The organism is Sphingomonas desiccabilis (genome assembly GCF_004135605.1).
Lineage (GTDB): Bacteria > Pseudomonadota > Alphaproteobacteria > Sphingomonadales > Sphingomonadaceae > Sphingomonas > Sphingomonas desiccabilis.
Window position 1 is genome coordinate 647,425 of record NZ_SDPT01000001.1, and the last position, 12,895, is coordinate 660,319.

Here is a 12,895-nt window from a genome sequence, read left to right on the forward strand (position 1 = left end):
CCCGGCCAGGTCGATGGGCAAGTGCGCGTGTCACGGCTTCACGTAAGTCCGCAGCGCCGGGACTGCCGCGACCAGGCGCGGCGCGATCAATCCGGCGATTGCCGCGGCTCCCCGGGAATTGAGATGGATGTAGTCCGCCGTGTAATCGCGCCGTGACGCGTTGCCCGGGGGCAGCGTCGTACCTGTGGCGGCCGCACGGAGCTCTGCGGCGCTCGGCGGTCGAAGTTCGAAGCCGAGCGCAGCCGCGGGCCCCATCTTTTGATAGAATGCACCGCTCAGCAGGTCGAGCTCGATGAGCGGGGTACCCGTTCGCGCCGCCACCTCGCGCACCTTCGCAGCGGATGGCGCCATTGTATCGGCGAGCTTCCCGTCGCGGAAGCCGCGCGTCGCCAGCGGGGTCAGCAGGATCGGCTCGCCGCCCGCGGCGCGCACCTGGGCTACGAAGCGCATAAGGTTGGCGGCGAATGCTTGCGGCGTCGTTCCAATCGCCGAGTCGTGGCTGAGGTCGTTGGCGCCAAACGCGATCATCACGTACCGCGCGCCGTAGCCCGGAACCGCCAGCTCGCCGAGCGCCAACTGCCAGCTGCCCTCGGCGCGGTAGCTCGCACTGCTGCGTCCGCCGCGACCGATCGGCACGCATGCAACAAGCGATGCCACGTGCGAGGCGCAGAAGGCGCCACCCCACCCGGTTCCCTGAGCGATCGTCGAGTCGCCGGCGAGAATGAGCTTGATCGGCTTCGGGGCCGTCTGCGCGGCGTGCGGCGCTGCATCGCTGCTGGTGGCCAGGATCGCGGCTGCCGCGGCGAGGAGGTGAAATCCTCGCGCCCGCGGCTTGCCGGGCGAGACGTCAGTGCCGCGGCGCATCGCCGCCGCTCTGCCCGGCCACCGCGACGATCCTGCGCCACGCGGGCGGCTGCTCGTCGTGCAGTCGCTCCGCCAGGAACGCGGCGCCGAAGCGCGTCAAGTGCCGCCGATCAGGGGTCATAGGGTTACCCCGATCGTCATAAAAGCGCAATTTCCGGCCGTCCGGGCCGAGCAGATGCAAGAGATTGAGGTAGTCGGCAGGGGGCAAAGTGCGCTGCAACTGCTCGTTCACGGCCTGCTGCTCAGCCGGAAAGGCAGCGAAGGCGTGTGGACGCTCGGCCATCGACACGCGGCCGAACGGGTTTATGTTGTAGCCGAAATTCTTCGATCCGATGTAGACTGGCGGCGCTTTCGTCAGCGGTGCCAGCACCTGTGCGTTGTCGGCGATCAATGCGGCGGCTCTATCGGGTTCGGGATCGCTCAGCGCGACGATGACGAGCGATGCGCTGCGCAGCAGCCCCGCCTTGCCCGCCGGCAAGGGGGATTTGGCAAGATCCGGACTGGAGTAGATATAGGCGAAATTCACCCGGTCGAGGATACCCGCCTCTGCGAGCACATTGCCGAAATCGCGCGCGAAGCTGTTGCCGATCAGGACGATATTCGGGCGACCATCGGCAGGGAAGACGCTCGTGTCATATTTTCGGATACGCTCATTGTAGTCAATGTACACATCTCCGGCACCGCTGATGTTTGGATAGGTCCAGCGCGGAAAACCTTCCGCTACGTGAAACAGCAGGCCGCAGGCGATCAGCGCAGCGGTGGCGAGGCCGACGATCGGCGCGAAGAGACGCAGCGACATCATCCGCGCGCTGCGGAACGGAGTCTCGACGAAGCGCCAGGTCAGCGTCGCGAGCAGGAAGGTCAGCAGAACGAGGCCTGCCAGCTCCGCCGCGCCGGGCGGCGTCAGGCTGGCGACCCGCGCGAAGGCGAAAAGCGGCTGATGCCAGAGATAGGCAGAGTAGCTTGTCAGCCCGATGAACACGATCGGCCGCAGCGAGAGCAGACGGAAGGCGATCGTGCCGGGGCGGCTGAAAAGCAGCACGCCGACTGCGCCGATTACAGGCACCGCTGCGTAGATCGACGGCGATGGGGTATGCTCGTCCAGTATGAACATCGGCATCACCAGCATCAGCAGGCTGACCAGCGAGACCGCGTTGTCCGCCACGCGCTCACGGCGTGGCGCATAGGAAGCGGCGCAGCCCGCCATCAACTCCCATGCACGCGAAGTAGGCAGGTAGAAGCTTGCTGCCGGGTAGGTCCGCCAGCCATGTTCGGAGACGGCAAAGCTTACCGCACCAAGAAGCAGTATCGCCGCCAGCTGCTGACGCGCGTTCAGTCGCCAGATCGCTACCAGAAACAACGGGAATACAAGGTAGAACTGCTCCTCGACGCCCAGGCTCCAGGTATGCAGCAGCGGCTTGAAGCCGCTCTCGAGCTCCCAGTACCCGCTGGTCTTGGCGAGCAGCAAGTTGTTGCAGAAGAGCAGCGTGGCGACGACGCTCTGGCCGAAATTCTGCAGAAAGTCAGGTAGCATCAGCCACAGTGCGAACGGCATGCAGCAGGCGAGCACCAGCATTAGGGCGGGCATGATCCGCCGTGCACGGCGCTCGTAGAAACCGAGCAGGGTATAGTGACTGTCCGCCATGTCGCGGCGCAGGATCGTGGTGATTAGATAGCCCGAGATGACGAAGAAGATATCCACGCCAAGGAAGCCGCCGCTCACCGCGGTCACACCCGCATGCGCCAGGATGACGGAGGTCACTGCGATCGCGCGCATTCCATCGATGTCGGCGCGATATTTCATCGTTGACATGCGACGTTTCTCCGCTCGCTCTTGGGCTTGTCGCCGTGAGGCTGCTTCATCCTGCCCGGCCCTTGCTGCAAACCAGGTGTCGGGCCAGGTGTGGGGCCAGCCTCCGACCTGGACAGGCCAAGCACACCGACGTCAAAACCTCAGCCGTGCCTGCTGGATGACATATCGAGCCCCATCCGGCGTCAGATGGCCGTAGTCGAACTGCATCACGCGGCCGCCTGGCGCGATGGTGCGGCATTGGCGGTCCGGGCACAGGATGTCTATGACCGAGATGTAGCGGGCGTTCGTCCGTGCGACCGCGGCGGCGATCTCCCTCTCCGTCTCGAAGGGTTTGCGGGCTTGGTAAATGGACAAGTCGACCGACGGGTCGAGCACCTGCATCGCGAGGATGCGCGGCAGCGGTTGCGTCCATTCGGGTGCAGGGCCCAGCACGATGACCTTGAAGCCCAGCTGTGTCAGGGCATCGACGCGACGGGTCAGCGGTCCGCCGTCCTGAGGCCGCCAGCGCGCGGCGATCACCACGGTGCCGACCTTCGATCCAGGCACCAGCACGTCGTCGAACACAGTGTCCATGACCTGGCGGCAGCGCCGCGCGGCATAGCCGTCGGCAACGGGCCGGCAACCCGATGCGGTGCCTTGCAGCACGTTGATGCCTTCGATCGCCTTCAGGCCGGGATACAGGTGGGCGGCATGGCTGTCGCCCACCAGCATCACGTTGGGCCGAGCCAGATCGATGCGGAAGCAGGCGTCCCGGTCGAACAAGTTGAAATCGGCGGCGTCGTTGTTGAGGAAGCACTGGCCCGTCGATGTCGGGCCGATAGGCGATAGCGGGATTATGCGGAGCCTTCATCTTGGCAGGTGCCGGGTCCGTCCACGGGCGGGCGCCTTGCTCCTGGCCATCGTCTTCCGAGCCACCGCACCGTCTTGCACCATCTCTCTCAGACCCAACGGCAGACGTCGTTCGGCATGGCGCGCAGCCCCCATTTGCTTAGCCATTGGCGGTTCCTTGCTGCAACTGCGAAAACAATGCAATGCCCTTAGGCGGCATCGGTCTCGGCGATGCCGCGGCATTTTCCGCCTCGGTGATGCCAGGAACCTGATGCTGTTCTGGAGGAGGTCTGGGTGATGAAGCGGTTGGTCGTTATTTTGGGGCTGCTGCCGCCGCCGGTCACCGGCGCCGCCAAGAACACCGCGCTCATGATCGAGGAAGCGAAGGTGGCTGGCGCCGAGGTCATCGCCATTCCGACCAGCGGCGGCGAACATGCGCTTCAGCGCTCCGTCCGCTATCACTTGCGAAGGCTTGGTCACGCCCGCCGGACACTCGGCCGGCTCCGTGCCGCCGCGCATGCGCCTGGGGAGATGCGGACGCTCTACCTCGTTCCCGATGGTGGCCGCGGGCTGGTCTATACCTATTTCTATCTCCGCTTCAGCGCTGCCCGCTTTGCGCAGGTCTTCCTGCATCACCGCACCTTCGGCTATATCGATGCGCCATCGCCCTGGATGACCAGGATCATTGCACTACTGGGCCGGCGCGCCACGCACATATTCCTCTCGGAAGGCCAGCGGGCCGCTTTCGAGCGCGTATACGGGCCGCAAACGGCAATGATCTCGACCAACGCGCTCTACGTCGAGCCGCGCCGGCCCGAGAAGGTGGCTGACGTGCTCACGCTCGGCCACCTCAGCAATCTGTGCGAGCTCAAGGGCTTCCACGATGTCGTCGCCACGTTCGAGGCTGCGGTGAAGGCCGGCCTGCCGGTCCGGCTGAAGCTTGCCGGCCCGGTCGTCGAGCTGACGGTACAGGCGGAGATCAATCGGCTGATCGAGCAATATCCCGATCTGGTCGAGGTGTTCGGGCCGCTGGGCGGCGTGGCGAAGGACGCGTTCTACGATCTGCTCGACGTGTTCCTGTTTCCGACCCGTTGGCCGCAGGAAGCCCAGCCCAACGTGGTATACGAGGCCTATGCCGGCGGAGCTTGTAACATCGCGTTCGGCCGAGGCTCGATCCCGGAAATGATCCCGGCGGATCTCGGCCTGATCGTCCCGGTCGGCGGCGATTTTGCGCAGGCCGCGCTGCCCTATCTCGAAGCCTTCTGGCGCGAACGGCACGATCCCGCGCCCCGGAACGCGAAGCTTCATGCCTGGATCGCGGAACAAGTGACTCTCTCGGCATCGCAGCGGCGCACGGTGATGGCAGCGATCGCGGGAGATGGCGGCATGACCGGCTCTGCTCCGCTCCACGCCTGACGCGTTATGCCGTTCCTGCGCACGCCGTTGTGGATGCTCGCTCTGGCTGCGAGCGCGGGCGGCGCATCGATGTTCGGTGGCGCGCTAGCCGCCCCTCCAGAAAAGCACGCGCTGGTCCTTCGCGTGGCCGCCGACGGCGACGACGCCAACGATGCGCTGACCCGCCCCGTTCGCACTGTTGCGCGCGCGCTCGCCATGGCGCGCACGTTGCGCGCGCGCGGGAAGGATGACCGGGTCATCGAGATCGCGCTCACCGGGGGAACCTATTGGCTCGACCGGCCGATTCGGATCGGCGCGGCGGATTCCGGCACCCCCGGTGCGCCGCTGACTCTCCGGGCGGAAGGCCAGGCGCCGGTGCTGATCGCCGGCGGCCCGGTGCTATCGCAGTGGCGTCCCGCCGGCGACGGCACGGTGGAGGCGGCACTGCCGGCCGGAGCGACCTGCCCGGCGCAGCTCTTCGTCAACGGTTCGCGCCGCGACCGGTCCCGTTTGCCGCAGACCGGCTTCTTCCTGATTGGCGCGGTTGCGCCTTCGTCCACGTATCTGGCGGATCGTTTCCAGGCACGATCGGGCGACCTGCCCCCCAATTTCGTGCCTGCCCCCGATACGCAGGCCGTCGTGCTCGACACCTGGAACGTCAGCCGGGTGCGCGTGATGGGCTATGACCCGGCGACACGTACACTCCGGCTGCAGCGCGGCATCCCCGGACACAATTCGCATCGGCTGGCCGCGGGCATCCCCTATTTCCTCGACAATGTTTCCGCTGGCCCGCTTCCGCTCGGGGCATGGCTGTGCAATCCGCGGGAGGGCCGTGTCCGCTATCGTCCGACCGCAGCGGAGGCGGGAAAGCCGCTCACCGCCGCGGCGCCTGTCCTCTCCAGCCTCTTGCGGATCGAGGGCGCGGCCGGCGTACCTGTCCATGACATCGTCGTGCGGGGACTCCGCTTCGCCTTCGCCGGGTGGGATATGCCCGCGACAGGCTGGGTCGGCCATGTCGACGAAGTGGGAGCCGGCGCGGCCATCGCGCTCGGCCGCTGCCGCGCGATTCGCCTCGAGCGGCTGGAGGTCGCGCACACGGGCGGGGCAGGAGTCGGAATCGCCGGAGGATGCAGCGATGTCGAACTCAGCGACGGCAGCCTGACCGATCTGGGCGGCGGCGGCGTGATGATCGGCAGCGGCATCCGGAGGGTGCCGGTGGGATCGGACTGGGCGGAGACCTTCGCGCGCGAGGGGGGCGTGACACACGATGTGCGCATCCTACGCAACCGCTTCGCCAGCTTGGGCCGAGTGCTGATCGGCAGCGCGGGGATATGGAGCGGACAGGCGCATCACGTCGCGATCGTCGGCAACGAGGTCTCCGACCTGTTCTACAGCGGTATATCCATTGGCTGGCACTACGGCGGCGGCCCCGGCGTGACTGAAGGAAACCTGGTCGAAAACAACAGCGTCAAAAACTACGGCCAAGGCGTCCTGTCGGACATGGGGGGCATTTACACCCTTGGCCCGCAACCCGGCACGGTCGTTCGCCGCAATCGCGTCTCGGCCGGCCGGGCTCGGGACTATGGCGGCTGGGGCCTCTATGCAGACGAGCTGAGCAGCGGCATCACGTTCTCCGACAATACCGTGAGTGACACATCGAGCGCAGGTATTCACGTCCACCGACCCGGCGCCACGCTGACCTTCGCGCGCAACATCGTGCGCAACGCCGGCGAGGCAGGCATCCGCTGTACCCCGCGCAGGGCGGAAGCGGACGTTCGCTTTGTCGACAACCGGCTGCAGCTCGCACCCGGCACGGCTGAGCGGCTATACTGCGAGCTTCCTCAATATCGCTTTGTACGCCGTGACGCGAAGGACTAGGCCGCTGCCATGAGCGTGAGCACCGACCCGACCGACCTGTCTGCCGCCGTGCTTGAACATGAGGAGGATCGGGCGGCATCGGCGCCGGCTCGGGCCGCCCGACGCGGGTTCATGGGGATCAGTGACATCCGCATGAACGCGATCGCGCTCTACGGCAATTTTCTTATCCTCGCCGTGATCGGCATCGTCATCAATCCGCAACTGGTGCGGCTGCTCGGGCAGGAGCAGTTCGGCATCTGGAAAGCGGCGCTGCGGCTGCTCGATCTCACCGCCGTGGCGGACGGGCGGGCGACGCAGGCGCTCAAATGGGTCGTCGCGCGAGGCGAGTCGGAGGAGGACGCTGCGGCAAAGCAGCGCGCAGTCGGTGCCGCGCTGGGCATCTGGATCGTCTGGCTGCCCTTTCTTCTGCTCGGCCTTGCGCTCCTGCTGACGTTCCTGCCCGCGTTGATCAGCGGCATCTCGCTCGAAAACACGGGGCTTGCGCGAACCGCCGTTGCGATTCTGGGCGCAAACATGGTGCTGACGGCCGTTCTGGGTGTACCTGATGCAGTGCTGGCCGGCACCAATCAGGGATGGCGCTCCTATATTCTGACCACCGCATGGCTGGTCGTGGCGAACGTCGGCATGGTCGCGCTCGCTTGGTTGGGCTGGGGGTTGGTGGGCGTGGTCAGTTCCACGCTTGTCTGTTCGCTGCTCAACGGCGCCACGACCTATCTCGTGGTCCGGCGGCGTGTGCACTGGTGGGGTGTCCGTTTGCCCGACCGGAAGGAACTGCGCACCATGCTGGGCTTCAGCAATCTCACGATGCTGTGGCAATTGGTGCAGATGTTCATGCTCACGTCCGACGTGTTGCTGATCGGCTATGTCAGCGGCGCCGCGACGGTCGCACGTTATACCTTCTTTGCCTATGTCAGCCAGTTCGCGCTGTCGATCTGCCTGATGACGGGTAGCGCCGTCGCGCCGCGGCTGGGGGCGTTGGTGGGCGGCGGAGACCTTTCGGGTGCGGCGCGGATGCTGCGGCAGACCCGCCAGCTCCTGCTGCTGATTGTCACACTGCTGGGTGGCGGGATGATCCTGTGCAACCGCGGCTTCCTTGGCCTGTGGGTCGGGCCGAGCTACTTCTTCGGAGTAGAAGCCAACGTGCTGATGGTGGCGGTGCTGCTACAGTTGGCGCTGATCCGGTTCGACGCGCAAGTGCAGGACATCGGGCTACAAATTGGCAGCAAGGTGCTGTGGGGCTGCGCCTGCGCCGTGCTATCCTTCGGGCTTGCTGCAGCCGCCTATTGGTGGACCACGTCGATCACCATGATGTTCGCGGGCCTGCTAATCGGCCGCCTGCCGCTGAACATCGTCTATCGCCGGCTAGTGCGCCGGATCGTGCCGGACGAGAAGGGCGGCATTATTAGCCAAGCGGCCGGTACAGGGCTCCTCGCTGGGTCTACCGCCGTGTCGCTGATGTTCGATCTCTCTAACTTGGCGGCGTTTCTAATTGCTGGGACAATTTGGACTATCCTGTGCGTTGTAGTGATGGCGCCATTGGCGCTCCCGTCAGATGTAATCCGGCGATTGCGGAAACGGCTGTCAGTAGGAGGCAGGAAACCATGAAGCATTTGCTGGCACTCCGACCGGTTTTCATTTGCATCGATATACTGTTGATGTTGATTGGGTGTATTGGTTTTTACATTGTTCCGGCTGGTTTTGACCCTTGGGTGGGATGGACTTGTTTAATAATATTCTACACGCTTTCCGCAACGCTACTTTCGTTCCCGGCAGGGCTGACTGCACGACTTCCTGTGTTGCTGACTACAGAGCTGGCTTTTACTCTATTCTTCTTCATACTTTTCTTTCTACCTTATCAGCAGGATTTGCTCGGTATTCTTGATTTTGCTGCCTCTACACGCCTGAGTTATACTTATCCGAGGCAAGCAAATGCAGCGCTGATCATCGCAACGCTGTCCTACTCTGCCTTCCATCTGGGCGCGCTACTGAATCGCGCGAAGCCGGCACAAGGCTTGCCCACTCCGAAAGAGAGCCTCGGGAGCTACGTGATCATTGATATGATCTTGCCGCTTCTGCTGATCTTCGGTTGCGTCGGTTACAAATTTGCGGGATTCCAGCCTGCCGACACTAGCCGCTATTCTGGTCAGAGTGCTGGCACGGAAGCGGGCAGCGTCGTGGCGGACGGGCTTTATACTGTCATCCTCACGTTGTGCTTGCTAGTTATCACACGCTTTATTGTCGTCCGCGCACGGGGATCGCGCGGGGCGCCAATGCTATGGCTAGGCATGCTCGCCGTCATAGTCTGGTCGCTTCAGATTCTCATCGCAGGTGACCGCAACAATTTCCTGATCGTGGCGCTTGCCGGCTTCGGCGGCATGGCCTCACTCTTAGTGCGCGTGCGCTTACCAATGGTGCTGATGAGCATCGTCCTCGCGTTCAGCGTTTACAACGCTATTGAAGTCATTCGGATGGCGCCGGCCGAGGATGTAACTTCCGTTCTCACAACACTGGAGAACTCGAGTGCGAAGCAGGATGAGCGCGAGAGCAGCTTCAACACCACGACCATCACGCTACGCGCCGCGCTCGAGATTGTCCCAGCGACAATTGGATTTGCCAAAGGCTCTTTCTTTGCTAACGGGGTGCTTGGGATAGTGCCGCTGGTGCGAGGTTATATAAATCCCGACCCACGGTTTAACACGACGTCAAGCCTCATAACATATTACACAATTGGCCCATATGCCGGCTGGTCAGTAGGCACCAACGTCATCTCGGATACCTATATTAATTTCGGTTTGGCAGGGGTCGTCATTTGCAGCTTGGGTATTGGCTTGCTGATCGGGACGACACGCAAAGCGGTGCAGCGCCATGGCCTCGGCACGCGAACAGCCTTTCTGTTCATCGGTACAATCGGGTTGATCGGCGAGATGCCGCGTTACACGCTTGACTCGCCAATCCGCATTGTCGTTTGGGGTTACGCCATCTTGTTTGTGCTGGAAGCGACTGTCGGCTTGCACCGACGTACGCAGGCGATGACCGACAATCACGCAACCTCCCGGTAAGCGATAGCTAGGAATCTGCTACGTGCTCAAAGCCATCCGCCAGGAACTCCGCCGTCGGCGCGACCCGGTGGGCTACGCCCGCAGTCTCGGCGTCACGGTCGGAGAACGATGCCGTCTGATCGATGTCAGCTTCTCCTCCGAACCGTATCTGGTGACGCTCGGCAATCATGTCAGTGCCACCGCCACGCGGTTCGAGACCCACGACGGAGGCGTCTGGGTATTTCGCGACGAGGATGCGGAGATCGACGTGGTGCGCCCGATCACCGTGGGCGACAATGTCTTTATCGGCTACGGCACGATCATCCTGCCGGGCGTGACGATCGGCGACAACGTGGTGATCGGGGCGGGATCGATTGTCACGAAGGACATTCCGTCAGGTTCTGTGGCCGCAGGCGTGCCGTGTCGGGTAATCCGGCCGATCTCCGAGTACCGTGCAGGTCTGGCCCGCTGGAGCGAACCGACCAAGGAACTGTCCCGGACCGAGAAGCGCGCCTTTTACTTGCGCAAGTTCCATCTGGCGCGGAGCTGATAGTGCGCATCTGCTTCCTTATCACCGGCTTTGCCGACGGCGGCGCGCAGAAGCAGAGCATCTTTCTGCTGAACGAGTTCCAGAAGCGCTCCGACATCGACGTCGTCCTGATCCACTTCACCGAAGGGGTTCACGACGAATTGCTCGAGCGCGACGGCATCGAGATCGTCCAATTGGCGGTGCGTTCGTTCTACGACTGGCGTATCCCCTTCAAGTTGCGTCGTGTGCTCCGGCGCACACGCCCCGACGTCCTCCTTTCCTGGTTGCCGAATTGCGACATCCCGGCCGCGCTGGTGCGCCGGGCGCATCCCAAGCTGCGCTGGGTCATGACCGAGCGCAATTCGGCCTATCCGTTGAAAGACCCGCGCTTCGCTGCCCGTCGGCTGCTCGGACGGCTCGCCGACGCGGTCGTCGCCAATTCGCTGAAAGGATCGCACTACTGGGCGCCCGTGGTGCCGGAGGCGCGGCGGTTCACCGTGCCGAACATCATACAGCCGGTCGCCTCCAGGCCGTTGATCGACCCTCCGACCGTCGCCATCATCGGCCGGCTCGAGCCGCAGAAGAATGTCGAGGCGGTGGTGCAGGCATTTGTACGCCTGGCGGCGCGCCGGTCGGACGTCCGCTTCGTCATCATCGGCAAGGGCAGCCTCGAAGACCAGATCCGGGCAGCGATCGCGGGGCATGACGCGATCGCATATCTGGGTTTCTGCAAGGACGTACACGAGCAGATCGGCCGTGCTAGCGTGATCGTGACGATGAGCCATCGGGAAGGCTTGCCCAATGTCGTGCTCGAGGCCGTGGCCGAAGACCGGCTGGTGGTCGCATCCGACATCGCGGAACATCGAGAAGTGCTCGGCCCTGACTACCCCTTCTATGTGGAAGAGCGCGGCGACCCGGCGACCATAGCCGGCGGCATCGAGCAGGCGCTGGCCCACCGCGGGGATACGAGTGCACTCGATTACGCACGCGGACGGCTGGCTACGATGAACGCCCCCGCGATCGCCGATCGCTATATCGAAATTTTTCGCCAAGTGTGCGCGGAGCCGAATTAAGGCGGCATCCATTCGTGCTTTCGAGTATGAATGCCCCAAGCACCCTAGGCATGAAATAGCCGGCTCATGATCCGCGCCCTGTCCCAACGCGACCTTTTCCTGCTTGAGCCCTCTCACCGGCGAGATCCGGGCACAGATCCTTCAGCACCACGTTGTCGAGCATCGCTTCGGCCAGCAGCTTCTTCAGCCGGCTGTTCTCTTCCCCGAGCGTGCGCAGGCGTCGGGCCCGCAATTATCTGTTCTTCGCTGAACGCGCTGCGCTTCATTACGTCCGACTCCTTCACGTCGGACTCTACTCAAGATCGGCCACATTTTGGGGAGCACGTCAAAGTTTCAGGCGGTACGGAGGCGTAAGCCGAGACGGACGCCCGCGTCGTCATCGGTCTTCCGCGCTGATGGTGTCCTGAACCGCTGCAGGAAGTGCCTATATAAGGTAGCCACGGCAACGCCGATGGTCGGCGCGATCTCGCGCGCCGGCATCCCCGACGCCAGCAGCTTGCGGGCTGCCTCGATCCGACGCGGGGTCATCACTGTTTTTCGGCCGCCTACCCTGCCCCCGCGCCGCGCGATGATCAGGGCAGCCGTGGTCCGCTCGCGAATGAGATCACGCTCCATCGTGCGGATCACGGGGGGAAACTTCCGCCTGCTGCACCGGCTGTTCGTACAGATCGAGCGCATTTTGCGGATCAACGGACTGAATGCGATCACCGAAGACGTGGTGGAAGCCGCGCGCAGCACCCTCGTGATTGGTGTCACTTAGCGCTAACAGAACCGTGCCAATTAGAGCGGTTTCCGCGCGTTCTGAATCGTTGAGGATACGCAGGGCCGAGATTTTCTGATTCAGGCTCTGTGCAGGATCGAGGAGGCCGGGATGGATGCCGCGAGTGCTGTCACAGGATCTTCGGGAGCGGGTGGTCGCCGCGATTGATGGCGGGATGTCGTGCCGGGCCGCAGCAGCGCGGTTTGGAGTGAGCGCGGCGAGCGCGATCCGCCGGCGGCAGCTGGTCCTTCAGAACGGCACGCCGACAGCCAAGCCGCAGGGTGGCGATCATCGCGCGGGCAGGATCGATGCGCACGCGGCCTTCATTCTGGGCGCGATCGAGTCGAAGGACGACATCACGCTGGTCGAGTTGCAGGTGCTGCTCGCCGAGCGCGACACGCCGGTCGGGATCGGCACGCTGTGGCGTTTCTTCGACCGCCACCGGATCACGCGCAAAAAAAGACGGCGCGCCAGGAAGATCGGCAGACGATCGCGACGGCACGCACCGGCTTGGACGACGTAACGCGCCGGCTCCACAGCTACGTCGTATCCGCAAGGCGCGGCGACGAGCAGAACCGCTGGCTGGCGGTGGTGGGCGTCATCGGGATGCTGGCGGGCATGGTGCTGTGGGCAACGCTTGCTGCACCGATCGCGCGCACCCTGCCGGCGAATTGGCAGCTACCGGAAGAGATGGCCGCGTCCACGCTCGACCTGCCG

13 protein-coding genes are annotated in these 12,895 nt (G+C 64.0%); 8 read left to right on the forward strand and 5 right to left on the reverse strand.

The features are described 5' to 3' along the window. Positions 1-30 precede the first annotated feature (30 nt). The 3 genes from EO081_RS03075 to EO081_RS03085 form a co-directional block, all read right to left on the reverse strand. Positions 31-864, reverse strand: a complete 834-nt coding sequence (locus EO081_RS03075; protein ID WP_129340454.1) for a GDSL-type esterase/lipase family protein — start codon at positions 862-864, stop codon at positions 31-33. Further along, positions 848-2,677, reverse strand: coding sequence for an acyltransferase family protein (locus tag EO081_RS03080; RefSeq protein ID WP_129340455.1), 1,830 nt, complete (start codon positions 2,675-2,677; stop codon positions 848-850). The genes EO081_RS03075 and EO081_RS03080 overlap by 17 nt, the downstream gene beginning before the upstream one ends. A 132-nt stretch (positions 2,678-2,809) precedes the next feature. Continuing rightward, complete coding sequence (locus EO081_RS03085) at positions 2,810-3,439, reverse strand: SGNH hydrolase domain-containing protein (RefSeq protein WP_129340456.1); 630 nt, start codon at positions 3,437-3,439, stop codon at positions 2,810-2,812. Between the two features lie 363 nt (positions 3,440-3,802). Between EO081_RS03085 and EO081_RS03090 the strand changes: the two genes are divergently transcribed. From EO081_RS03090 to EO081_RS03115, 6 genes are read left to right on the forward strand one after another with little or no spacing between them, the layout of a single operon-like run. Beyond that, positions 3,803-4,921, forward strand: coding sequence for a glycosyltransferase family 4 protein (locus EO081_RS03090; RefSeq protein WP_129340457.1), 1,119 nt, complete (start codon positions 3,803-3,805; stop codon positions 4,919-4,921). Positions 4,922-4,954: 33 nt separating this feature from the next. Next, positions 4,955-6,778: a right-handed parallel beta-helix repeat-containing protein gene (locus EO081_RS03095; protein ID WP_129340458.1), complete on the forward strand. Its 1,824-nt coding sequence runs from the start codon at positions 4,955-4,957 to the stop codon at positions 6,776-6,778. A 9-nt stretch (positions 6,779-6,787) separates the two neighbouring features. Beyond that, positions 6,788-8,383, forward strand: coding sequence for an oligosaccharide flippase family protein (locus EO081_RS03100; protein WP_129340459.1), 1,596 nt, complete (start codon positions 6,788-6,790; stop codon positions 8,381-8,383). Continuing rightward, positions 8,380-9,837, forward strand: a complete 1,458-nt coding sequence (wzy, locus tag EO081_RS03105) for an O-antigen polysaccharide polymerase Wzy (protein WP_129340460.1) — start codon at positions 8,380-8,382, stop codon at positions 9,835-9,837. Before EO081_RS03100 ends, wzy begins: the two co-directional genes overlap by 4 nt. Before the next feature lie 22 nt (positions 9,838-9,859). Continuing rightward, on the forward strand, positions 9,860-10,366 hold the full coding sequence (locus EO081_RS03110) for a DapH/DapD/GlmU-related protein (protein ID WP_129340461.1): 507 nt from the start codon (positions 9,860-9,862) through the stop codon (positions 10,364-10,366). Between the two features lie 2 nt (positions 10,367-10,368). Then, positions 10,369-11,418 carry a glycosyltransferase gene (locus EO081_RS03115; protein WP_165284465.1) on the forward strand — a complete coding sequence of 350 codons (1,050 nt, stop codon included), beginning with the start codon at positions 10,369-10,371 and terminating at the stop codon, positions 11,416-11,418. Positions 11,419-11,482: 64 nt separating this feature from the next. Here EO081_RS03115 and EO081_RS17315 read toward each other — a convergent pair whose 3' ends face one another. Further along, positions 11,483-11,650 (reverse strand): hypothetical protein, encoded by a 168-nt coding sequence (locus tag EO081_RS17315; RefSeq protein WP_165284410.1) that lies wholly within the window; start codon positions 11,648-11,650, stop codon positions 11,483-11,485. A 101-nt stretch (positions 11,651-11,751) separates the two neighbouring features. Then, the gene (locus tag EO081_RS17260) at positions 11,752-11,946 is read right to left on the reverse strand and encodes a helix-turn-helix domain-containing protein (RefSeq protein WP_240697517.1); all 195 of its coding nucleotides are present in this window, start codon (positions 11,944-11,946) and stop codon (positions 11,752-11,754) included. Here EO081_RS17260 and EO081_RS17265 point away from each other — a divergent pair. Together EO081_RS17265 and EO081_RS03130 are read left to right on the forward strand one after the other, a co-directional pair. After that, positions 11,870-12,178 (forward strand): TniB family NTP-binding protein, encoded by a 309-nt coding sequence (locus EO081_RS17265; protein ID WP_375781676.1) that lies wholly within the window; start codon positions 11,870-11,872, stop codon positions 12,176-12,178. The two genes, EO081_RS17260 and EO081_RS17265, sit on opposite strands and share 77 nt — an antisense overlap. Positions 12,179-12,302: 124 nt before the next feature. Continuing rightward, positions 12,303-12,701 carry a hypothetical protein gene (locus EO081_RS03130; protein ID WP_129340463.1) on the forward strand — a complete coding sequence of 133 codons (399 nt, stop codon included), beginning with the start codon at positions 12,303-12,305 and terminating at the stop codon, positions 12,699-12,701. Positions 12,702-12,895 lie beyond the last annotated feature (194 nt).

Excerpts from the sequence above, each read along its gene's own strand:
- EO081_RS03080 (WP_129340455.1), bottom strand. The coding sequence starts at position 2,677 with ATGTCAACGATGAAATATCGCGCCGACATCGATGGAATGCGCGCGATC.
- EO081_RS03100 (WP_129340459.1), top strand. The coding sequence starts at position 6,788 with ATGAGCGTGAGCACCGACCCGACCGACCTGTCTGCCGCCGTGCTTGAA.
- EO081_RS17260 (WP_240697517.1), bottom strand. The coding sequence starts at position 11,946 with ATGACCCCGCGTCGGATCGAGGCAGCCCGCAAGCTGCTGGCGTCGGGG.
- EO081_RS03090 (WP_129340457.1), top strand. The coding sequence starts at position 3,803 with ATGAAGCGGTTGGTCGTTATTTTGGGGCTGCTGCCGCCGCCGGTCACC.
- EO081_RS17265 (WP_375781676.1), top strand. The coding sequence starts at position 11,870 with ATGGTCGGCGCGATCTCGCGCGCCGGCATCCCCGACGCCAGCAGCTTG.
- EO081_RS03075 (WP_129340454.1), bottom strand. The coding sequence starts at position 864 with ATGCGCCGCGGCACTGACGTCTCGCCCGGCAAGCCGCGGGCGCGAGGA.
- EO081_RS03095 (WP_129340458.1), top strand. The coding sequence starts at position 4,955 with ATGCTCGCTCTGGCTGCGAGCGCGGGCGGCGCATCGATGTTCGGTGGC.
- wzy (WP_129340460.1), top strand. The coding sequence starts at position 8,380 with ATGAAGCATTTGCTGGCACTCCGACCGGTTTTCATTTGCATCGATATA.